The following is a 22,846-nucleotide window of genomic DNA, read 5'->3' as shown; positions in this document are numbered from 1 at the left end:
TCCCCGCTGAATCGATTTACTGATTTGTTACACGAGGGGAAAAGACGGCATAATGGAGGAATAACAGAAAAAGCCTGGATCCAGGGCAAAGAGTTTTATCGCTGAGTGCGTTATTTTCTCTTTTCTGTTGCATCTGAACCTGCCCCTGAACCATAGTCAGGCGCGAATCTCTACAGGCTAAAGTGAAGGCCATAAGCTAAACTTTAGCTCCACAACATTACTTTAATAAGTTGGGGAAACAACAATGTTCCAGCAAGAAGTTACTATTACCGCTCCTAATGGTCTGCACACTCGCCCTGCTGCACAGTTCGTGAAAGAAGCTAAAGGTTTCGCTTCTGACATCACCGTGACTTCAAACGGTAAAAGCGCCAGTGCTAAAAGCCTTTTCAAACTGCAAACTCTGGGCCTGACCCAAGGTACCGTTGTGACCCTCTCAGCTGAAGGTGAAGACGAGCAGAAAGCCGTTGAACACTTGGTAAAACTGATGGCAGAGCTCGAGTAATACACAGCCGCTCTTATAAAGTTTAAACCAGTCAAGAGAAAGGTAGGGTTATGATTTCAGGCATTTTAGTATCTCCCGGTATCGCTTTCGGCAAAGCACTTCTGTTGAAAGAAGATGAAATTGTCATCAACCGGAAAAAAATCTCTCCAGATCACGTTGATCAGGAAGTTGAACGTTTCCTGACGGGCCGTGCGAAAGCGTCTGCTCAACTGGAAGTGATCAAGACCAAAGCCGGTGAGACCTTCGGTGAAGAGAAAGAAGCCATCTTCGAAGGCCACATCATGTTGTTGGAAGACGAAGAGCTTGAACAGGAAATCATAGCCCTCATCAAAGACGAGCACGCTTCTGCTGACGCTGCAGCTTTCTCTGTCATTGAAGGCCAGGCGAAAGCCCTGGAAGAGCTTGATGACGAATACCTGAAAGAACGTGCGGCTGACGTGCGTGACATCGGTAAACGCCTGCTGCGCAACATTCTGAACATGACCATCGTTGATCTGAGCTCCATCCAGGACGAAGTTATCCTGGTTGCGACCGATCTGACGCCATCAGAAACAGCGCAGCTGAACCTGAACAAGGTTCTGGGCTTTATCACTGATTTGGGTGGTCGTACTTCCCACACCTCAATCATGGCCCGCTCCCTGGAACTGCCTGCTATCGTGGGTACCAGCGATGTGACCAAACAAGTTAAAAATGATGACTATCTGATCCTCGATGCTGTTAACAATAAAATCTATGTCAACCCGACAGCAGACGTTATTGACGAGCTGAAAGCCGTTCAGAACCAGTACATCACTGAAAAAGACGAACTGACTAAACTGAAAGACTTGCCGGCTATCACGCTTGATGGTCATCAGGTTGAAGTTTGTGCCAACATCGGTACCGTGCGCGACGTCGCCGGTGCAGAGCGCAATGGCGCTGAAGGTGTCGGCCTGTATCGTACAGAATTCCTGTTCATGGATCGTGACAGTCTGCCTACCGAAGAAGAGCAATTCCAGGCGTATAAAGCCGTTGCTGAAGCGATGGGGTCACAGGCGGTTATCGTACGCACCATGGACATCGGCGGTGACAAAGACCTGCCGTACATGAACCTGCCGAAAGAAGAAAACCCGTTCCTGGGCTGGCGCGCAATCCGTATCTGTCTGGATCGCAAAGAAATTCTTCACGATCAGCTGAAAGGTATTCTGCGTGCTTCTGCGTTCGGTAAACTGCGCATCATGTTCCCGATGATCATTTCTGTTGAAGAAGTGCGTGAACTGAAAGCAGAACTCGAAATGCTGAAAGTGCAGCTTCGTGAAAAAGGCCAGGCATTCGATGAGACTATCGAAGTCGGCGTGATGGTGGAAACACCCGCAGCGGCTGTGATTGCGCATCACCTGGCGAAAGAAGTCGATTTCTTCAGTATTGGTACAAACGATCTTACCCAGTATACTTTGGCGGTGGATCGCGGTAACGAGCTGATTTCTCATCTGTACAACCCAATGTCTCCGTCTGTACTTGGTTTAATTAAACAAGTTATTGACGCATCTCATGCTGCCGGTAAATGGACAGGGATGTGCGGCGAGCTAGCCGGTGACGAACGTGCTACACTTCTTCTATTGGGCATGGGGTTAGATGAGTTCAGCATGAGCGCTATCTCTATCCCACGCATCAAGAAAATTATTCGCAATACAAACTTCGAAGATGTGAAAGCGCTGGCAGACCAGGCCCTGGCCCAACCTACGGCGCAAGAGTTGATGAACCTGGTTAACAAGTTCATTGAAGAAAAAACACTCTGCTAATTGCGCGATGCTGGTAAAGCTGCCCAAATTAATGCTTAGGAGAAGATCATGGGTTTGTTCGATAAACTGAAATCATTGGTTTCTGATGATAAAAAAGACGTTGGCACTATTGAAATCGTAGCGCCAATCTCTGGTGAAATTGTCAACATTGAAGATGTGCCAGACGTTGTTTTCGCTGAGAAAATCGTTGGTGACGGTATTGCTATCAAACCATCTGGCAACAAAATGGTTGCTCCGGTTGACGGCACTATCGGTAAAATCTTCGAAACTAACCATGCTTTCTCAATCGAATCCGACAGTGGCATTGAGTTGTTCGTGCACTTCGGTATCGACACCGTTGAACTGAAAGGCGAAGGCTTCAAACGCATCGCTGAAGAAGGTCAACGTGTTAAGAAAGGCGATTTGGTTATCGAGTTTGATCTGGCTCTGCTGGAAGAGAAAGCGAAGTCTACTTTGACTCCGGTTGTCATCTCTAACATGGACGAGATCAAAGAGCTGATTAAACTGACTGGTAGCGTGACTGTGGGCGAAACCCCAATCATCCGTATCAGGAAGTAATTTGCTCAGCGAGAAGTAAAAAAAACGGCGCCTAATCAGCGCCGTTTTTTATTGCCTCACATTTGCCAGTGCGGGACTTGAAGGCTGATGATCAGGCCATGAGGCTGCGCGTTACGGGCATCTACTTTCCCCTCATGCGCCAACATCACTTTGCGGGTGATCGCAAGCCCCAGGCCGTAGCCTTTGCCTGACAGCGGCGATTTCACGCGCACGAACGGGTCAAAGATACTCGACAGCTTATCTTCCTCCACGCCCGGCCCCTGATCGGCCACTTCAATTTGCAAATACTGTTCAACCTGAGCCAGTGAAACACTGATAGTTTGGCCGCGGGCCGAAAAACGCAGGGCATTACGCACCACATTATCCACCGCACGACGCATCAGCTCAGCATTACCCTTCACGGTGTAATCCATATTATCCGGAGACTCGGGGTACATCGCGATTTCGACCTCCGGCAACTGCGCTTCATAGCGGGCATCATTAACGACCGCCTCCACCAATCCGTAGAGATCGAAATACTCTTCATCAGGGATTTCACTGCTTTCAGTACGTGACAACGCCAGCAGTTCGCCAATCATTTTATCCAGCCTGCCCGCTTCGTGTTCTATGCGACTCAGGGAGCTTTCGACATTCGACGGATTCTGCCGCGCCAGACCGATTGCCAGTTGCAAACGCGCCAGCGGAGAACGCAGTTCATGCGAGACATCATGCAACAGCTCTTCGCGCGCTTTGACCAGCACCTGCAGGCGTTCAGCCATAGAGTCAAAATCACGCGCCACTTCAGACAGCTCATCGTGCCGCTTACCCATACTGGTAAACAGGCGGACTGATAAATCCCCCTGCGCCACCCGTCCGAAGGCTTTACGCATTTGCAACATTGGCCGCGTCAGGTTCCATGCCAGTACGGCGCTGAACAGTAAACCGCCCAGTCCACCCAGCCACAACAGTGGCGGCGGCATATTCAGCCAGTCCCTGTGACGTTTCGGGCGATATTCATGCATCAGCCCGTCAACATCATATTTCAGCCGGTAACCCTGCCCGTCCGGTCCCTGCACAAACTGCACGACTTCATGCGGAATTTTACCGGGTTCCAGATCCTTAATCGTATTGCCTTTAGCAGGCAGCAACGACGGCGACACTGAGAAGAATTGTCGGTCATCTTGCGGCCAGTCGGCCATCATGGCGTTAAGAGCAGGCAGACCGCCGTAATGCAGCGTGGAAACAGCCGAGGTAATTTGCAGTTTCACAAACCGGCGGGCAATTCCGCTTTCCGGCGGTTCATGTGGATTGTAGAAAGCAAAAACCACCCACAGGCCCTGAGTGATCGCCACGAAAGTAAACCAGAATCCCAGCAGTATTTTCCAGAACAGTCTGCCGCGCAGTCGTTTAGCGGATTCGATAGCCAATGCTGCGCACCGTTTCAATAGTCAGAATATCGCCACCTTCCAGTGACCCCAGTTTCTGACGGATGTTACTGATATGCACATCAATACTGCGGTCATAAGCTTCGCGCGGACGCCCAAGACCTTTTTCCGACAACTCATCTTTCGATACCACGCGTTCAGGAGAACGTAACAGTAACTCCAGCAGGTTGAACTCAGAAGCCGTCAGATCGAATGGCACGCCGCGCCATTCACTGCTGCGGGTCGCCGGATTGAGCGTCAGATCGCCATAGTTGACCGAGGAATTATCAGAGTGTGATTCCTGCTGCTCTTCCACACGACGCAGCACAGCACGCAGACGCGCCACCAGTTCGCGCGGATAGCACGGCTTTGGCATGTAATCATCTGCGCCCATTTCCAGACCGATGACACGATCAATGTTGTCACCCTTCGCGGTCAGCATGATGATCGGCAGACGGCTGTTTTTACGCACCTGACGCAATACATCAATACCGCTCATGTCCGGCAGCATAATGTCGAGGATCATTGCGGTATATTCGCCAGACATCGCACCTTCCACACCCGCTTTACCGGTCAGCACCAGAGAAGCATCAAAGCCTTCTGCGATCAGGTATTCGCTGAGCATGGTGCCTAATTCAAGATCGTCATCGACTAATAAAATTTTCATTCTTCATTTCCGCCTGGCTAAAATTTTGGTCATTTTTACCACTAAGCCAGCCTTTAGCAGCCGCTTTTACTCTAATTTTACATTCAACAGATGAATATAGGATCAAACATTAAACACACCTGTGGATAAATAACGGTCACCACGATCACAAATAATCGCCACAATCACGCTACCCGGATGATTTCTGGCGACGCGTAAAGCGCCCGCTACCGCCCCCCCGGAACTCACCCCACAGAAGATACCTTCCCTACGCGCCAGCGCCCGCATGGTGTCTTCTGCTTCGCCCTGCCCCATATCCATCACTTCATCGACCAGTTCAGGATTGAAAATGCCCGGCAGATATTCTTCCGGCCAGCGGCGGATACCTGGAATGCTGCTGCCTTCTGACGGTTGCAGCCCGACAATTTTCACGCCAGCATGCTGGCTGCGCAGATAACGACTGACTCCGGTTATCGTGCCAGTAGTGCCCATGCTGGAGACAAAATGGGTGATGCGCCCGTGTGTCTGTTGCCAGATTTCAGGGCCTGTCGTCGTAAAATGTGCGAGCGGATTGTCAGGATTGTTAAACTGATCCAGCACTTTCCCCAGTCCCTGTTTTTCCATTTCCAGAGCGAGATCACGTGCGCCTTCCATTCCCTGCGCGCGGCTGACCAGCAACAGTTCAGCACCATACGCCCGCATTGATGCCTGACGCTCAAGGCTCATATTTTCGGGCATCAGCAATTTAAGCCTGTAGCCTTTCAGCGCCGCAATCATCGCCAGCGCAATGCCGGTATTGCCGCTTGTGGCTTCAATCAGCGTATCCCCCGGATGAATTTCACCCCGTTTTTCCGCCTGCTCAATCATAAACAGCGCGGCGCGATCTTTAACCGAACCGGCGGGGTTATTGCCTTCCAGCTTGACCCAAATCTCGCTGTCCAGCCCCTGCGTCAGACGCTGTAATCTCACCAGAGGGGTATTGCCGATGTAATGTTCGAGCGTACTCACGGGCTTGCCTTATATTAAAAAGGTATATTGACTGATAAAAAACACATAAACAGGTATCAGGCGATAAAAAGGGCGGCCCGATGACCGCCCTGAGAAAAATGCTGATTAAAAAATATCAGGCACTCTTCGCTAACGCAACGGGTTGTAACGGCTGGTCGCCAGCATACAGGCGGCCATTCAGTCCGCCGACATAGAAACGATCGCCGCGCTGAGGTGCGCTATTACCGTGGATTTCGGAAAGCACCACCGAAAGCGGTTCGTCGTGCCAACCCTCGGCCTGCACGATAAGCTGCCAGAAATGGCCACGCGGGCTGACTTCCAGCACCTTCACCGGCAACGGGCAGCGTGCCGTACTGTGCGGCGTAATTTCCATTTCCCAGGGACGCAGGAATAAATCGACCACACCCTGATGCAGTGGCGGGTTATCCAGCGGCCAGTGATATGCACCGACGTACAGCTGAGATCCCCGGATTTCGCCATGAATTTTATTAACTTCACCCATGAATTCCAGCACGAAACGGGTTGCCGGTTCACGCCAGATTTCCTGCGGGGCGCCGACCTGTTCGATATTACCCTGGCTCATGACCACCACGCGGTCAGCGACTTCCATCGCTTCTTCCTGATCGTGAGTCACGAACACGCTGGTGAATTTCAGTTCTTCATGCAACTGACGCAGCCAGCGGCGCAGCTCTTTACGCACCTGTGCGTCCAGCGCGCCAAAAGGTTCATCCAGCAGCAGAATTTGCGGTTCAACCGCCAGCGCACGGGCCAGCGCCACACGCTGTTTCTGACCGCCGGAAAGCTGTGCCGGATAACGGTTTGCCAGATGGCCAAGTTGCACCATCTCCAGCAATTTAGTGACTTTCTGTTTGATGGCTTCAGCATTCGGACGCTCACGGCGCGGCAGCACCGTCAGGCCAAACGCGATATTGTCGAACACCGTCATATGGCGGAACAGTGCGTAATGCTGGAAAACGAAACCGACCTGACGATCACGGGCATGCAGGCGCGTCACGTCTTTACCGTGAAAACTCAGGTGTCCGGCGCTTTGATTTTCCAGTCCGGCGATAATACGCAGCAACGTGGTTTTACCTGAGCCGGAAGGCCCGAGCAACGCCACCATCTCTCCGGAAGCAATATCGAGCGAGATATCATTGAGCACCTTAGTGCGGCCAAAATATTTGTTGATACCGTTAATTTCAATGCTCATGACTTTCCTCCCGCTCAAGACGGTCGTTGTGGCGCTTCAGACGCCATTGCAGGCCGCTTTTCAGAAACAGTGTGACAATTGCCATCAGGGTTAACAGCGCAGCGGCAGTAAACGCGCCTGCGGTGTTGTAGTCCTGATGCAGTAATTCGACTTGTAATGGCAGCGTGTAGGTTTCTCCGCGGATAGAACCGGACACCACCGATACCGCCCCGAATTCCCCAATCGCGCGGGCGTTGGTCAGCACCACGCCATACAGTAATGCCCAGCGGATATTCGGCAGGGTCACACGGCGGAACATCTGCCAGCCGGACGCCCCCAGTAACACCGCGGCTTCATCTTCATGACTGCCCTGACTCAACATCACCGGCACCAGCTCACGGATGACAAACGGACAGGTGACGAATACTGTCACCATCACCATGCCCGGCCAGGCGAACATAAACTGAATATTGTGCGCATCCAGCCAGCCGCCAATCGGGCCGTTGGTGCCGTAAAACAGCAAATACAGTAAACCAGCAACCACCGGTGAAACCGCAAACGGGATGTCGATCAGCGTCAGTAATAACTGACGTCCCGGGAAATTAAAGCGCGCGACCAGCCAGGCCAGCAACGTGCCGAAAATCAGGTTCACCGGCACAGTGATCAGCGCCATCAGCACGGTCAGCCAGATAGAATGCAACATGTCGGAGTCCGACAGGTTCTTCCACACCGCTGCAATGCCGTCGGAAAATGCCAGCACAAAAATGCTGATCATCGGGATCACCAGCAGCAGAATACAAATCAGCACCCCCGTGCCGATCAATGACCATTTCACCCAGTCAATACGCTGACGTCTTTCGCCCACAAAAGCCGGAATATCAGACATTACTGGCCTCCCAGACGACGGCCATAACGGCTCTGTAAGGTGTTAATCGCAAACAGCAGCAGCAGCGATGCGGCGAGGATCACCGAAGCAATAGCGCTGGCTGCCGGGTAATCAAACTCCTGTAAGCGGATAAAAATCATCAGCGAGGTCACTTCGGTTTTCCAGGCAATGTTACCGGCGATGAAAATCACTGCGCCGAATTCGCCCAGGCTGCGGGTGAAGGACAACGCCGTACCCGCCAGCAAGGAAGGCATCACTTCCGGCAACACCACGCGACGAAAACTCTGCCAGCGCGAAGCGCCCAGTGTTTCAGCCGCTTCTTCATATTCCGGCCCTAATTCTTCCAGCACCGGCTGCACGGTACGCACCACAAACGGGATGCTGGTAAATGCCATCGCCACCGCAATACCAAGCCAGGTGTACGCCACTTTGATATCAAAATGCGCCAGCCACTGACCGTAAAAACCGGTGGTAGAAAACAATCCTGCCAGCGTTAAACCGGCGACTGCCGTCGGCAGGGCAAACGGCAAATCCATCAGACCATCGATCAGACTTTTACCCGGGAATTCATAACGGGTCAGGATCCACGCCATCAGCATGCCGAAGAAACAGTTAAAAATACTCGCCACGCCCGCCGCCAGCAGCGTCACTTTATAGGCCGCCACCACCTGACCGTTGGTGATCACATCCCAATATTGCGCCAGTGTCATTTGTGACAACTGCATCACCAGTGCACTCAGCGGCAGCAACAGCACCAGGCACACGAACAACAAACTGCTGCCGAGGCTCAGGGTGAATCCGGGTAATACGCGTTTGCTCGACAACAACATTACTTGTGACCTTGCTCTAACAGTTTATCCAGCTCACCGCCGGTACTGAAATGGGTTTCCATCACTTGTGGCCAGCCACCGAACTGCTCTTCAACTTTGAACAGTTGGGTCTCCGGGAACTGCTCTTTCGCCGCCGCCATCGCCGTTTTGTCATACACGCGGTAGTTAAAACTGGTGATGATTTTCTGCGCCTGCGGGCTCCACAAATAATTCAGATAATCTTTTGCGGCTTTCTCTGTGCCATTTTTCTCAACGTTTTTGTCCACCCAGGCGACCGGGAACTCCGCCAGAATATCCACCTTCGGAACAATCACTTCATATTTATCATCACCGTACTGCTTACGGATGTTGTTCACTTCCGATTCAAAGCTGATCAACACATCGCCCAGTCCACGTTCGACAAATGTGGTGGTTGCGCCACGACCGCCGGTATCAAAGACCTGGACGTTTTTCAGGAAACTCGCCATCTTTTCGCGGGTCTGCGTCTGGTTTTTATTGTCTTCCAGATTGAATGCGCCCCAGGCACCGAGATAGGTATAACGACCATTGCCGGAGGTTTTTGGATTCGGGAACACCAGACTCACGCCCGGACGTGCTAAATCGTCCCAGCTGTGAATGTTTTTTGGATTGCCCTTACGTACCAGGAAGGCCATGGTGGAATAGAATGGCGAACTGTTATTAGGCAGACGGCTTTGCCAGTTGGCCGGGATCAGGTTGCCGCGGTCATGCAAAATCTGCACATCGGTCACCTGATTATACGTCACCACATCCGCTTTCAGGCCCTGCAAAATCGCCAGCGCTTGCTTAGAGGAACCGGCATGCGACTGTTTAATATCGAGTTTATCGCCATTATTTTGATCAGCCCACTGTTTCTGGAATGGCGGATTCAGCGCGGCAAAAAGTTCACGGGACACATCATAAGAGCTGTTGAGCAATTCGGTTGCCGAAACCGCCCCGCTGGCCAGCAACAATGCCGCCACAGAACTTTTCAGCACATTGCCGGTAAATCCGAGTGTTTTCATGCTTAGCCTTAGGTGAGTGAACCGATATGCGACGCTGATATATGTCGCTCAATATCACACAGTGTATTTATAACTGAGGGTCAGGCTGTAACGGTTTTATATACCATTTGGTGATTTTCAAGCATGAAAAGCTATAAGGCATTAACAAGCGATGGGGGAATAACAAAAAGGAAAGAAGCAGGCGCGTCCGCGACGGAACGCGCCGGAAGAACTTAAAGCGCTAACAGCCGGGTCAGTGAAGGGGCGAAATAATAACTGCCGGTCACCGGACGGGTGAAGCGCAGCATGGCATCGCGTTTGCCATCAAGATCGCCAAACATACTCAGCAGCTGTTTCTCAATGTTCCACAAACGGGCGCAATAGCTAATGAAATACAAACCGTGCTCACCGCTGGCCGTACCGTAAGGCAGGCTCTGACGCAGAATTTTCAGGCCTTTGCCGTCTTCTTTCAGGTCAACACGACTGACGTGGGAAGTGTCCGGGCGAGTTTCTGAATCCAGCTCTTCGTCGGTTTCTTTTGTACGCCCGATAACATCTTCCTGCTGCTGCACAGAGAAGCGTTCCCATTGCACCAGATTATGTTTCCAGCGCTGAACCATCACGTAACTGCCACCTGCATCAACACTGCCTTCAGGAATAATCGCCACCTGAGCGCGGGCTTCTGCTTTCGGGTTTTCAGTTCCGTCGATAAAACCGCTGAGGTCACGTTCTTCCAGCGCACGGAACCCGTGGGTTTCTTCTTCGACAGTGATTGAACTGCCGAAGGCTTTCAATGCCGCCTGTGCCAGCGCAAAGTTCACGTCATGACGCAGGGACTGAATGTGCAACAACATATCGCGCTGCGTCGCCGGTGCCAGACCTTTACCCAGCGGCTCGAAAGATTTCAGCTCAGCGGCACCCTGATTTCCGGATAAATCACGCCATACATCGTTGCCAAAGGCCACGACCGCACCAAGATGTTCGGTGGGAAATTTTTTCTGCATGTCTTCCAGTACGGCCAAAAATGCACGGCAGCCGTGCCGGAGCGCATCCAGGTCACCCTGCGCTTTCGCTTCAATGTAAATCGCGAAACGGCAATGTTCGGGTAAAATGCCGCTCTGAACCTGAGTCATTTTCTCATCCTCGTTAATTTGACCGGCGATATCATACCGGATGTCAATAAAAATGCCTTGCGCGAAGGCAAGGCATTGAGGGCTTTTTAAGCGGAGAAACCCGTTTATTGCGCGGCAGCGGCCTGCGCAGGATTAGCACGCCAGATAATTTTGCTGACCTTCCAGTCTTTCAGGGCATCATCCGAAGGCATCAGCGAATCCGGGCCATGCCAGATACCGCTGAACACATACGTCACGTGAGCACTTTGCGGCGCTTTACACTCGACGTTTTCAGCATCGTCCCCTTCGCCCTTCACGCACACATCGAAAGCCTTGCTGTAGAGATCGCTGAAGGGCGTACCGATTTTAACGCCCCATTCACTTTCAACTTTCGTATCAACAACATCGACGCGCTGGACGTTACCTTTCGGCTCACCGCTGATCGACATCTTCACGTCTTTACCGTCCATCGCCTGGAAGAAGCTCAGCATTTTGCCGTTGCTCATCGACATACCGCTGCGCAGGGTATAGTCGCCGTCCAGCGCATCTTTAATGGCCGTTTCTGTCAGCGGGGTGCTGGCCGTAATATCACCCACCCCTTTGTCGCTGACCGTCAGGCTGCTGCCAAACCAGTTAAGCGGATTCATGGCCGACCAGGACACGCCCGGCCATGACATAGATGACATCGACGAACAGCCGGTCAGGATCAGCGGCAGCACCAGTAACATCGGGCGAACCCGCAGGCGAACAGTCATTCGGTACACTCCTATACTCCCCGTTCCCGTTGGCCGGTGCGGCCTGACGGATAAACCGGCAGTGAAATTATTATTTATTTACGCATTATTGTTCAGCGCCAGTTCGAGTACTTTTCTGGTAAAAAAGTTCAGCCTCGAATGGAATATGCATCAGGCCAGACGCCGCGCGGCATCAAAACAAGCGCGCAGACGGCGGCTCAGTAACCAGTAAGCCAGCGCGGCGGCATCCAGCAAGGCCAGCACGATATCCACGCCGGAAATCGTATCTGTGCTTTGCCACAGCCCCAGCCCCTGCAATGCGAAAGTGATAAACATCCCTGCCAGGAGTAACCAGTAACCGGCCTGCCAGATACGCGGCCACAGATGGCGACGGCCACTAAGCAGAAAAACCAGCGCGGGCGGCAACCCGAGCAGCATGCCAGACCAGAAACTTTGCTGATCAGGATAAAACAACGCCAGCAGATCACTCCCCTGCTGGCGCGATGCGCCGGCCATCACAAACAATAACCAGGTCCTCGCCTGCAAAATCAAAATAGTCCAGAACCACAGCGGCAATCGCAACATACCGTGGTCGTTATAATCATCCGGGTTCATAAAAAGGACAACATTCCTGCAAATAAGGTGAAAGTTAACCATCACTCAAGGACATACCCAAAATAATTCATAATCTGCAATTTAAAGTATGCCGGGTATGCGCTTAAGAAACTGTTAAGAACTGTCTGTTTTAATGGTCTCCAGCACGGCAAGACATGCGAAACGATGTCATAGTTGCCGGTACCCGGAAACGTTAAATTAAGGACGACCTATTATGATGAAGAAGATCACTCTGGCAACCCTGATTGCACTTTGTTCAGCGACTGCATTTGCCCAACAGACCGGTGGCTTTAACGGCCCGTCAGCGCAGGAGTCGCAGACCCAGCCAGCAGCACAGGGCGGTTTCACTGGCACCACGGCGCTGAGTACAGTAAAAGACGCGCAAACCATGAAAGATGATCAGTGGGTTATGCTGGAAGGGTTTATCGATCAGCGTATCGACCACGATAAATACATTTTCCGCGACAATACCGGCACACTCAATGTCGAAATTGACGGCAAACGCTGGCAGGGACAGAACGTGTCGCCGAAGGACAAAATCCGCATTGAAGGTAAAGTCGATAAAGACTGGAACTCTGTGGAAGTGGATGTCAAAAGCGTAAAATTGATTAAGTAAATCAGAAAACTAAAAGCCCCGGCAAAGTCATACTTGCCGGGGCTTTTTATTGAGGAAACGACTTCAGTACTCCTGATCTTCGATCAAACGTTTGCCAAGCAAAAGAGTATCCGAAATTTCATAACCCAGTTTTTCATACATACTGACCACTGCATCGTTTTCAGCACGCACCATTAAATTCATCTTCGGGCAGCCGCGGGCGATTAACTTCTTCTCCAGACGGTTAACCAGCGCATTGGCAATGCCACGCCCGCGATAATCCGGATGCACACCCAGATAATTCGCCGAACCACGATGACCGTCATACCCCCCCATCAGCGTGCCTACCACTTCACCACCGACTTCCGCCACCAGGAAAAACTCCGGGCTGTGGTTAATTTTACGTTCAATATCCAGCTCAGGATCATTCCACGGGCGCAATAAATCGCAGCGCTCCCATAAGGTCAGTACTTCTTCAAAATCTTCTTGACGGTATACGCGAATTTCCATCACTGTTCGCCGCTGTTGATAGGGGTTTATATGATTATCGCGTGATCTGTTTGATACGCAACATCAAAATCACAAATTGAGGAGTTTACAAACCATTTTGAACGATAAAATCTTCACATAAAACAACACGACGCCTTTCCTGCAACGGATATTTATTCGGTCATGACATCATTCACGACACAATATTCATAAAAAGTAATAGTTCTCAGATCGAAACTATAAAAAAGATACTCTATAACATAGAGCATTCTGCACTTTTCTGACGGTAACGGACTGATGTTAAACCCTCTGAACAAATTTCTGCATTTCCAGCCTTTGCCTGCCACCGCCACACGTCGCCAGCTATTATTGTCCGGGCTGGGATTAGCGATTGCCGCATTCGGTTCGCGCTCTGCCAGCGCTGCGCAGCAGGAACACATCACCAAATCAGCCCCGGCGCCTAAACCGGCGGGCGCAAAAAAACTGGTGATGATTGACCCCGGCCATGGCGGCATCGATTCCGGTGCGGTCGGTCATGAAGGCTCGGAAGAAAAACACGTCGTGCTGGAAATCGCCAACTATGTGCGGGAATTCCTCGGTGAACAAAGTCATATTGAAGTTAAACTGACCCGTGACTCTGATCACTTTATTCCGCTTTATCAGCGCGTTGAACTGGCGCATCAGCATCAGGCCGATTTGTTTGTCTCGATTCATGCCGATGGTTACACCAGCCCCACCGCTTCCGGCGCGTCTGTTTTCGCCCTCTCTAATCGCGGTGCCAGCAGCACAATGGCGCGGTATATGTCAAAAAAAGAAAACGATGCCGATCTGGTCGCGGGCGCGAAATATGCCAAAGAAGACAACAATTATCTGCAACAGGTTTTGTTCGATCTGGTGCAAACCGACACCATCAAAAACAGTCTGACATTAGGGCATCACGTGCTCGACAGGATCCGCCCGATCCACCATCTGCACAGCCAGCAGACCGAACAGGCGGCGTTTGCTGTTCTGAAATCTCCGTCGATCCCGTCGATTCTGGTGGAAACTTCGTTTATCACCAATCACCAGGAAGAACAGTTGCTCAGCACCACAGCGTTCCGTCGCGAGATCGCACAGGCGATTTCTCAGGGTATTGTGAATTTCTTCAGTTACTTCGATGCCAATGAACGCAAGCCACGGTAAAGTTCTTCCGCCACCAAAAGCAGACGCATCTGGGCGACCCGGATGATTTTGGGTATATAATCACTTCCTCTTTCTGATTCAGCGCCTGCAAAGCGCTGAATGTCTTTTCAGTCAACGTCTGCGAGTTTGCCCGTGAGCCAATCCATTCCCGACATCCAGCAAGTTAAAACTTTCCTGCTTAAGCTCCAGGATCATATTTGCCAGCAACTGGCCGCCGCTGATGGCAACGGCCAGTTCTCTGAAGATCAATGGGTACGGGAAGAAGGTGGCGGCGGCCAGAGCCGGGTGCTGACCCATGGCGCAGTGTTTGAACAGGCGGGTGTAAACTTCTCGCATGTTGCCGGTGCCACCCTGCCTGCCTCAGCAACCGCGCATCGCCCCGAGCTGGCTGGTCGCAGTTTTCAGGCGATGGGCGTTTCACTGGTTATTCATCCGCTGAATCCTTATGTGCCAACCAGCCACGCCAACGTACGCTTTTTCATTGCGGAAAAGCCCGGCGAAGCACCGGTCTGGTGGTTTGGCGGTGGCTTTGACCTCACGCCTTATTACGGTTTTGAAGAAGATGCCCGCCACTGGCACCTGACAGCACAACAACTTTGCCAGCCGTTTGGCGATGATGTGTACCCGAAATACAAAAAGTGGTGCGACGATTACTTCTTTATCAAACACCGCAACGAAGCACGCGGTATCGGCGGCTTATTCTTTGATGACCTGAATTCGCCGGATTTCGACACCAGCTTCAACTTTATGCAGGCCGTGGGCAATGGCTTTACCGACGCTTATCTGCCCATAGTGGAAAAACGTAAAGCCCTGCCGTGGGGCGAACGCGAGCGCCAGTTCCAGCTTTACCGCCGTGGCCGCTACGTCGAATTTAATCTGGTGTGGGATCGCGGAACACTGTTTGGCCTGCAAACCGGTGGCCGTACAGAATCCATTTTAATGTCGATGCCGCCGCTGGTGCGCTGGGAATACGGCTATCAACCTGAAGAAGGCAGCCCGGAAGCCGCGCTTTACAGCGATTTCCTGCCAGTTCGCGACTGGCTGGCTGAAAAGGGCTTATCTGAAAACGGAGCGCCAAACTGATGCAAATCTGGGTTGATGCAGACGCCTGTCCGAACGTCATTAAAGAAGTGCTGTTCCGCGCTGCGGAACGCACCGGCATGATGGTGACACTGGTTGCCAACCAGATCATCCGCACACCGCCGTCAAAATTCCTGCGCACCTTACGCGTAGAAGCGGGTTTTGACGTTGCGGATAACGAAATTGTGAAACGCACCGAACCCGGCGATCTGGTGATCACCGCCGATATTCCACTGGCAGCGGAAGTGATTGAAAAAGGTGGTGTTGCGCTCAACCCACGCGGCGAGCGTTACACCACTGAAACCATTAAAGAACGTCTGAATATGCGTGATTTCATGGACACCATGCGCGCCAGCGGCGTACAGACCGGCGGACCACCCGCGCTTAATCAGCGCGACCGCCAGCAATTTGCCAATGAACTGGATAAATGGCTGCAACACGCTAAAAAATAATCCGATCTGGCTGACGAAACCGACGTACCACTACATTAATTAAAGGAATAAAAAATGGTCAAAAAGATCATCCTTGATTGCGATCCGGGGCACGACGACGCTATCGCGATGTTACTGGCTCACGGTAACCCGGAAATTGAGTTGCTGGCCGTTACTACGGTCGTCGGCAATCAAACGCTGGAGAAAGTCACCCGCAATGCCCTCGCTGTGGCGCGTGTTATTAATCTGACCGGCGTGCCGTTTGCGGCGGGCGCAACCCGTCCGTTAGTGCGCCAGGTGGAAGTCGCTGACGAAATCCACGGTGAGTCCGGCCTGGATGGTTCGGTGCTGCCGGAGGCGGCCATCACCCTTGAACCTGTTCACGCCATCGATCTGATCATTGATTTGATCATGTCACACCCGCCAAAAACTATCACGCTGGTACCCACCGGCGGGCTGACCAACATAGCCATGGCGGTGCGCAAAGAACCGCGCATTGCTGAACGCGTGAAGGAAGTCGTGCTGATGGGCGGCGGTTATCACGTGGGTAACTGGAGTGCGGTCGCAGAATTCAATATCAAGATTGACCCTGAAGCCGCACATATCGTGTTCAACGAAAAATGGCCGCTGACCATGGTCGGACTGGATTTAACCCATCAGGCGCTGGCGACACCAGAAGTCGCCGCGCGCATTGCCGCTGTGGGTACCCGGCCCGCTAAATTTGTCGGTGAGTTGCTGGATTTCTTTGGTCTGAGCTACAAAGACCGTCAGGGCTTTGATTCACCGCCAGTTCATGATCCTTGTGCTGTGGCTTACGTGATTGATCCGAACGTAATGACCGTGAAAAAAGTGCCAGTGGATATCGAACTGACCGGCACTTTAACGCTGGGCATGACAGTAGCCGATTTCCGCGTCCCAGCTCCGCCGGATTGCCATACACAAGTGGCAGTTAAACTTGATCATCAGCGTTTCTGGGATCTGATCGTCGATGCGCTGGAGCGTATCGGCGAAGTAAAATACTGAGCCAGCGATTGAGAAAAACGGGCCTCGCTATGAGGCCCGTTTTTTTCACTATACGGTGTTTATAAAGGCTCTGTTTGTGCTTCAACGACAGCCAGCGCCACCATATTGACTATTCGCCTGACCGATGCAATTGGCGTCAGAATATGTACCGGTTTCGACACCCCCATCAGCACCGGTCCGACGGTCACTCCTTCCGAACACGACACCCGCAGCAGGTTGTAACTGATACGCGCTGATTCCATGTTCGGCATGATCAGGATATTTGCTGAACCTTTCAGCGGGCTGTCCGGCATGATGTCCTGGCGGATGCTTTCGACCAGCGCCGCGTCGCCGTGCATCTCACCGTCAATTTCCAGATCAGGAGCACGCTCATTAATCAGCTCCAGCGTACGCCGCATTTTCAGCGCAGCCGGGCTGTCTGATGTACCAAAACTGGAATGCGACAACAGCGCCACTTTCGGCTCAATGCCAAACCGCCTCACCGTTTCTGCCGCCATCAGCGTGATTTCCGTCAGTTGTTCCGGCGTCGGGTCATCATTGACGTAGGTATCCGCAATAAAAGTGTTGCCGCTCGGCAGCAACAGCGCGTTCATCGCCCCGGCAACATGTGTACCTTTGCGAAACCCGAATACATTCTCCACGATATCGTAATGCTCATGATAGGTGCCAACCGTGCCGCAAATCATCGCATCGGCTTCTCCGCGCAGCAGCATGATGGCAGAAATCAGTGTCGGATTGCCGATCACTGCCCGACGCGCCTGCTCCTGCGATACACCGCGCCGTTTCATCAGCTCATAATATTCACGCCAGTATTCATTAAAACGCGGATCAGATTCGTTGTTCACCACTTCAAAGTCCCGTCCCGCTTCCAGTTGCAGGCCGAGCTTTTTGATGCGCATAGCGATGACACTGGGACGCCCGACCAGAATTGGCTTCGCCAGCCCGAGGGAAATCAGCTCCTGCGTGGCATGCAGTACGCGCTCCTCTTCTCCTTCCGCCATCACCACCCGTTTAGCGTCTTTCTTCGCCTGCGAGAAAATGGGTTTCATGAACAGATTGGTTTTGTAGACGAACTCGGCGAGTTTTTCGGTATACGCTTCCAGATCCTCAATCGGGCGCATGGCCACACCGGAATCCATTGCAGCTTTCGCCACCGCAGGCGCAATTTTCACGATCAAACGCGGGTCAAAAGGCTTAGGAATAATATATTCGGGGCCGAAAGACAGCTCTTCTTCACCGTAAGCGGAAGCCACCACATCACTTTGTTCGGCCATCGCCAGATCCGCGATAGCATGAACGCAGGCCAGTTTCATTTCTTCATTAATAGTGGTCGCCCCGACGTCCAGCGCGCCGCGGAAAATGAACGGGAAACACAGCACATTGTTCACCTGATTCGGGTAATCCGAGCGTCCGGTGCAGATAATGGCATCCGGCCGGACGGCTTTTGCCAGCGGCGGTAAAATCTCCGGCTCCGGATTGGCCAGCGCCAGAATCAGCGGATCTTTGGCCATGGTTTTCACCATCTCCTGCGTCAGCACGCCGGGGCCGGAACAGCCCAGGAAAATGTCCGCATCCGGGATTGCATCGGCCAGCGTACGCTGGCCGTTATCTGCAATGGCATACGCCGCTTTGGTTTCGGCCATATTTTCTTCACGACCCTGATAAATCACACCACGGGAATCGCAGGCCGTGATGTTGTGGCGTTTCAGCCCCAGCGCCACCAGCAAATTCAGGCAGGCGATGGCGGAAGCCCCTGCGCCGGAAACGACCAGCCGCACATCGGAAATGCTTTTCCCAACCACGCGCAAACCATTTAATACTGCGGCAGTACAGATAATGGCGGTGCCGTGCTGATCGTCATGAAACACCGGGATTTTCATGCGTTCCCGAAGCTTTTTTTCAATGTAGAAACATTCCGGCGCTTTGATATCTTCAAGATTGATGCCACCGAATGTCGGCTCTAGTGCGGCAATCACATCGATCAGTTTATCGGGATCGTTCTCATCCACTTCGATATCAAAAACATCGATACCGGCGAATTTTTTGAACAATACGCCCTTGCCTTCCATCACCGGTTTCCCCGCCAGTGCACCGATATTCCCCAGTCCGAGAACGGCAGTACCATTGGAAATCACCGCCACCAGATTGCCGCGTGCGGTGTATTTGTATGCCGCCAGTGGATCTTTAGCGATCTCCAGACACGGGGCAGCAACGCCCGGAGAATAGGCCAGCGCCAGATCACGTTGTGTCGCAAGAGGCTTGGTGGGCGAAACCTGAATTTTTCCGGGCACCGGAAACTCATGGAAATCGAGCGCACTTTGCTTGAGTTGTTCGTCCATTGCAGGATCCTTTTCTTGTTTTTGTAGGGTACGGGGAAATATCAGCATCTGGTTTTCCCGCTGACCAGTATAGATAACCCTGCCACGACTAAACGCGGATCACGACCAAAAATTAGCGGTTACATTGATTACTTTTCATTCATGGAAGACGTCTCGTAAAAATGCACTAAGCTTAAAGTTTGTCCTTGCGCTTTTCTCGCCAGACGCTCAGTTTGACGGGCAACAGGGGCCGCCATTGTTGAGACCCATTGCAGTAATCAGAAAAAGCGCATTCAGTTTGTTAACCGGATGATGCAGGGTAGGAGCCCTACGAAAGAGAGTCGTTCGACCTTATTGCTGTATCGTTTTTTCTCGCCAAGGAGCTAAGAGATGAACCAGTTAGACGCACTAAAAAAAATCACCACCGTCGTTGCCGACAGCGGTGACATTGAATCTATCCGTCATTTCGAGCCTCAGGATGCGACGACCAATCCTTCGCTGATCCTCAAAGCAGCCGACCTGCCACAATACCAAAACCTGATTAAAGACGCGCTGGACTATGCCCGCAAGCAAGGCGGCAGCAAAGAAACTCAGGTGATCAATGCCACAGATAAACTGGCCGTCAATATCGGGGCCGAAATTCTGAAAAGTGTACCAGGGCGCGTCTCGACAGAAGTGGATGCCCGCCTGTCATTTAACCGGGATTTGTGTATCGAAAAAGCCCGCAAACTGATTGGTTTATATCAGGATCATGGCATTGATAAATCGCGAATTCTGATCAAACTGGCGTCTACGTGGGAAGGCATTCAGGCCGCCAAAGAACTGGAAAAAGAAGGCATCAACTGTAACCTGACCCTGCTGTTCTCCTTTGCTCAGGCACGCGCCTGCGCCGAAGCCGGTGTCTACCTGATTTCTCCCTTCGTTGGCCGTATCTACGACTGGTACAAAGCCAAAGAGCCCAATGCCACTTACGACGTTGAAAAAGATCCGGGCGTGAAATCTGTCCGGGATATCTACGAATACTACAAATCCCACGGTTACGAGACCGTCATCATGGGTGCCAGTTTCCGCAAAGTGGAACAAATTCTGGCACTGGCAGGCTGTGACCGCCTGACCCTTTCTCCAAACCTGCTGGAAGAGCTAAAAGCCAGTGACGCGCCGGTTGAACGCAAACTGCAACCGTCCTCTCAGGCGGGTAAAAAGCCTGCACCGCTGACTCAGGCTGAATTCCTCTGGGAACATCATCAGGATGCGATGGCGGTAGATAAACTGGCCGAAGGTATCCGCCAGTTCGCCGTCGATCAGAAAAAACTCGAAGATATGCTGTCAGCACAACTTTAGTTTTAACTCAATTTAAGCGCTGAACTTTAGCTTTGAAAAAAACAGATGGAGTGAATATGCCCTCTCGTAAAGAACTTGCGAATGCGATCCGTGCCCTGAGCATGGATGCCGTTCAAAAAGCGAACTCAGGCCATCCCGGCGCACCAATGGGAATGGCGGATATCGCTGAAGTGCTGTGGCGTGATTACATGAATCACAACCCGACCAACCCGAAATGGGCCGATCGCGACCGCTTCCTGATGTCTAACGGACACGGATCAATGCTGCAATACAGCCTGCTGCACCTGACGGGTTACGATCTGCCGATGAAAGAGCTGGAAAACTTCCGCCAGTTGCATTCGAAAACGCCTGGGCACCCGGAATTCGGCTATACACCAGGCGTTGAAACCACCACCGGCCCGCTGGGTCAGGGTATCGCTAACGCCGTAGGTTTCGCGATTGCCGAGCGCACGCTTGCAGCTCAGTTTAACCGTGAAAATCACGACATCGTGAACCACTACACCTACGCCTTTTTAGGCGACGGCTGCATGATGGAAGGCATCTCACACGAAGCCTGTTCGCTCGCCGGCACCATGAAGCTCGGCAAGCTGATTGCGTTTTATGATGACAACGGGATCTCCATCGACGGCCATGTGGAAGGCTGGTTCACCGATGACACCGCCAAACGCTTTGAAGCCTATCACTGGCATGTGATCCGCGGTATTGACGGGCATGATCCTGACGCGGTGAAAGCGGCTATCGAAGAAGCCCGCACAGTCACCGACAAACCGTCGCTGTTGCTATGCAAAACCGTGATTGCATTCGGCTCACCGAACAAAGCCGGCACCCACGGCGCGCATGGTGCCGCGCTGGGTGACGATGAAGTCGCTGCCACCCGCAAACACATTGGCTGGAACTATCCGCCTTTCGAAATCCCGCAGGATATCTACGCCCAGTGGGATGCCAAAGAAGCCGGTAAAGCGAAAGAGAAAGCCTGGAACGAGAAATTTGCGGCTTACGCAAAAGCCTATCCGGAACTGGCCGCAGAATTTGAGCGCCGTGTGAGCGGCAAACTTCCCGCTCACTGGCAAAACGAAGCTCAGAAATATATCGAAGAATTGCAGGCGAAACCGGCCAATATTGCCAGCCGTAAAGCCTCGCAAAACGCGCTGGAATCCTTCGGTAAAATCCTGCCTGAATTCCTCGGCGGTTCTGCTGACCTTGCGCCAAGTAACCTGACCATGTGGTCTGGTTCAAAATCCATCGGTGACGATAAAGCGGGTAACTACATTCACTACGGTGTCCGTGAATTTGGCATGACCGCCATCACTAACGGTATCGCCCTGCACGGCGGTTTCCTGCCGTATTCGGCGACATTCCTGATGTTCGTGGAATATGCCCGTAACGCCGTTCGTCTGGCGGCACTGATGAAAATCCGCAACGTGTTCGTGTATACCCATGACTCTATCGGTCTGGGTGAAGACGGCCCGACGCACCAGCCGGTAGAACAAATGGCCAGCCTGCGTGTGACGCCAAACATGAACACATGGCGTCCGGGCGATCAGGTAGAATCAGCTATCGCCTGGAAATACGCCATCGAACGTACTGACGGTCCTTCTGCACTTATCTTCTCGCGCCAGAACCTGACTCAGCAGCCCCGTACGGCTGAGCAACTGGCTAACGTAGCTCGCGGCGGTTATGTACTGAAAGATTCTGACGGCACACCGGACGTTATCCTGATTGCCACCGGCTCTGAAGTCGGCATCACGGTGGAAGCCGCAGAGAAACTGACCGCGTTGGGTACCAGGGTTCGCGTGGTGTCCATGCCGTCCACCGATGTCTTCGATCAACAGGACGCAGCGTACCGTGAGTCTGTTCTGCCGAAAACGGTGACCGCACGCGTCGCTGTTGAAGCCGGTATCGCCGATTACTGGTACAAGTATGTAGGCCTTAACGGTGCCATTGTCGGCATGACAACCTTCGGGGAATCCGCACCCGCAGAGCAACTGTTTAAAGAGTTCGGCTTTACCGCTGATAATGTCGTTGCGAAAGCACAGGGGCTATTGAAGTGATAGAAATGAAGTAATTCTCCGCCCTTTGTTCCCTCTCCGCCCCGGGAGAGGGACTTCCTCAGAATTGTACCGCC

General features: G+C 52.4%; 21 protein-coding genes and 1 pseudogene. 10 read left to right on the top strand and 12 right to left on the bottom strand.

Annotation, left to right across the window (positions count from 1 at the left end):
* The first annotated feature begins 244 nt into the window (after positions 1-244).
* The 3 genes and pseudogenes from ptsH (at position 245) to crr (ending at position 2,838) form a co-directional block, all read left to right on the top strand.
* Positions 245-502, top strand: coding sequence for a phosphocarrier protein Hpr (gene ptsH / locus AACU55_RS12480; protein WP_013574433.1), 258 nt, complete (start codon positions 245-247; stop codon positions 500-502).
* A gap of 50 nt (positions 503-552) precedes the next feature.
* Positions 553-2,350 (top strand): annotated as a pseudogene (gene ptsI, locus AACU55_RS12475) (phosphoenolpyruvate-protein phosphotransferase PtsI).
* On the top strand, positions 2,329-2,838 hold the full coding sequence (gene crr / locus AACU55_RS12470) for a PTS glucose transporter subunit IIA (protein WP_013574431.1): 510 nt from the start codon (positions 2,329-2,331) through the stop codon (positions 2,836-2,838). Before ptsI ends, crr begins: the two are co-directional and overlap by 22 nt.
* A gap of 56 nt (positions 2,839-2,894) precedes the next feature.
* On the opposite strand, the gene AACU55_RS12465 is transcribed toward crr, so the two are convergent.
* The 10 genes from AACU55_RS12465 to AACU55_RS12420 form a co-directional block, all read right to left on the bottom strand.
* The gene (locus tag AACU55_RS12465; RefSeq protein ID WP_134705538.1) at positions 2,895-4,244 is read right to left on the bottom strand and encodes a HAMP domain-containing sensor histidine kinase; all 1,350 of its coding nucleotides are present in this window, start codon (positions 4,242-4,244) and stop codon (positions 2,895-2,897) included.
* The gene (locus tag AACU55_RS12460; protein WP_013574429.1) at positions 4,225-4,908 is read right to left on the bottom strand and encodes a response regulator transcription factor; all 684 of its coding nucleotides are present in this window, start codon (positions 4,906-4,908) and stop codon (positions 4,225-4,227) included. Before AACU55_RS12460 ends, AACU55_RS12465 begins: the two co-directional genes overlap by 20 nt.
* 102 nt (positions 4,909-5,010) lie before the next feature.
* Positions 5,011-5,895 carry a cysteine synthase CysM gene (cysM, locus tag AACU55_RS12455; RefSeq protein ID WP_013574428.1) on the bottom strand — a complete coding sequence of 295 codons (885 nt, stop codon included), beginning with the start codon at positions 5,893-5,895 and terminating at the stop codon, positions 5,011-5,013.
* 115 nt (positions 5,896-6,010) lie between these two features.
* Positions 6,011-7,105: a sulfate/thiosulfate ABC transporter ATP-binding protein CysA gene (gene cysA / locus AACU55_RS12450; RefSeq protein WP_013574427.1), complete on the bottom strand. Its 1,095-nt coding sequence runs from the start codon at positions 7,103-7,105 to the stop codon at positions 6,011-6,013.
* A complete protein-coding gene (gene cysW, locus AACU55_RS12445) occupies positions 7,095-7,970 on the bottom strand; it encodes a sulfate/thiosulfate ABC transporter permease CysW (protein ID WP_134705537.1) in 876 nt (291 codons plus the stop codon). The genes cysA and cysW overlap by 11 nt, the downstream gene beginning before the upstream one ends.
* Positions 7,970-8,800, bottom strand: coding sequence for a sulfate/thiosulfate ABC transporter permease CysT (cysT, locus tag AACU55_RS12440; protein ID WP_013574425.1), 831 nt, complete (start codon positions 8,798-8,800; stop codon positions 7,970-7,972). The genes cysW and cysT overlap by 1 nt, the downstream gene beginning before the upstream one ends.
* Positions 8,800-9,822, bottom strand: a complete 1,023-nt coding sequence (locus AACU55_RS12435) for a sulfate ABC transporter substrate-binding protein (protein WP_037036354.1) — start codon at positions 9,820-9,822, stop codon at positions 8,800-8,802. The genes cysT and AACU55_RS12435 overlap by 1 nt, the downstream gene beginning before the upstream one ends.
* Before the next feature lie 212 nt (positions 9,823-10,034).
* Positions 10,035-10,934: a Dyp-type peroxidase gene (locus tag AACU55_RS12430; RefSeq protein WP_037036357.1), complete on the bottom strand. Its 900-nt coding sequence runs from the start codon at positions 10,932-10,934 to the stop codon at positions 10,035-10,037.
* Between the two features lie 104 nt (positions 10,935-11,038).
* Positions 11,039-11,668, bottom strand: coding sequence for an RpoE-regulated lipoprotein (locus AACU55_RS12425; RefSeq protein WP_183065307.1), 630 nt, complete (start codon positions 11,666-11,668; stop codon positions 11,039-11,041).
* A 150-nt stretch (positions 11,669-11,818) separates the two neighbouring features.
* Positions 11,819-12,262: a DUF2919 domain-containing protein gene (locus tag AACU55_RS12420; RefSeq protein WP_013574421.1), complete on the bottom strand. Its 444-nt coding sequence runs from the start codon at positions 12,260-12,262 to the stop codon at positions 11,819-11,821.
* Between the two features lie 217 nt (positions 12,263-12,479).
* Here AACU55_RS12420 and AACU55_RS12415 point away from each other — a divergent pair, with 217 nt between their 5' ends.
* Positions 12,480-12,878 carry a YgiW/YdeI family stress tolerance OB fold protein gene (locus AACU55_RS12415; RefSeq protein WP_041673194.1) on the top strand — a complete coding sequence of 133 codons (399 nt, stop codon included), beginning with the start codon at positions 12,480-12,482 and terminating at the stop codon, positions 12,876-12,878.
* A gap of 63 nt (positions 12,879-12,941) precedes the next feature.
* Here the strand turns inward: AACU55_RS12415 and AACU55_RS12410 are convergent, their stop codons facing one another.
* Positions 12,942-13,367: a GNAT family acetyltransferase gene (locus AACU55_RS12410; RefSeq protein WP_013574419.1), complete on the bottom strand. Its 426-nt coding sequence runs from the start codon at positions 13,365-13,367 to the stop codon at positions 12,942-12,944.
* A 276-nt stretch (positions 13,368-13,643) separates the two neighbouring features.
* Here AACU55_RS12410 and amiA point away from each other — a divergent pair, with 276 nt between their 5' ends.
* The 4 genes from amiA (at position 13,644) to uriH (ending at position 17,062) form a co-directional block, all read left to right on the top strand.
* Positions 13,644-14,528 carry an N-acetylmuramoyl-L-alanine amidase AmiA gene (gene amiA / locus AACU55_RS12405; RefSeq protein WP_013574418.1) on the top strand — a complete coding sequence of 295 codons (885 nt, stop codon included), beginning with the start codon at positions 13,644-13,646 and terminating at the stop codon, positions 14,526-14,528.
* A 99-nt stretch (positions 14,529-14,627) separates the two neighbouring features.
* Entirely contained in the window at positions 14,628-15,611 is a 984-nt protein-coding gene (gene hemF, locus AACU55_RS12400; protein WP_134705536.1) for an oxygen-dependent coproporphyrinogen oxidase, read from the top strand.
* Positions 15,611-16,060: a YaiI/YqxD family protein gene (locus AACU55_RS12395; protein WP_013574416.1), complete on the top strand. Its 450-nt coding sequence runs from the start codon at positions 15,611-15,613 to the stop codon at positions 16,058-16,060. The genes hemF and AACU55_RS12395 overlap by 1 nt, the downstream gene beginning before the upstream one ends.
* Positions 16,061-16,114: 54 nt before the next feature.
* A complete protein-coding gene (gene uriH, locus AACU55_RS12390; protein WP_134705535.1) occupies positions 16,115-17,062 on the top strand; it encodes a uridine-preferring nucleoside hydrolase UriH in 948 nt (315 codons plus the stop codon).
* Positions 17,063-17,121: 59 nt separating this feature from the next.
* On the opposite strand, the gene maeB is transcribed toward uriH, so the two are convergent.
* Positions 17,122-19,401: an NADP-dependent oxaloacetate-decarboxylating malate dehydrogenase gene (gene maeB / locus AACU55_RS12385; RefSeq protein ID WP_013574414.1), complete on the bottom strand. Its 2,280-nt coding sequence runs from the start codon at positions 19,399-19,401 to the stop codon at positions 17,122-17,124.
* Positions 19,402-19,770: 369 nt separating this feature from the next.
* On the opposite strand from maeB, the gene tal reads away from it, so the two are divergent.
* Positions 19,771-20,721, top strand: coding sequence for a transaldolase (gene tal / locus AACU55_RS12380; protein ID WP_013574413.1), 951 nt, complete (start codon positions 19,771-19,773; stop codon positions 20,719-20,721).
* Between the two features lie 56 nt (positions 20,722-20,777).
* Positions 20,778-22,772 carry a transketolase gene (gene tkt, locus AACU55_RS12375; RefSeq protein WP_121019574.1) on the top strand — a complete coding sequence of 665 codons (1,995 nt, stop codon included), beginning with the start codon at positions 20,778-20,780 and terminating at the stop codon, positions 22,770-22,772.
* Positions 22,773-22,846: the final 74 nt, after the last annotated feature.

The sequence above is a fragment of the Rahnella sp. CJA17(1/100) genome (assembly GCF_963881615.1).
Lineage (GTDB): Bacteria > Pseudomonadota > Gammaproteobacteria > Enterobacterales > Enterobacteriaceae > Rahnella > Rahnella aceris.
The sequence above is the reverse complement of the archived record's forward strand: the minus strand, read 5'-3'. Positions and strand labels throughout refer to the sequence as shown.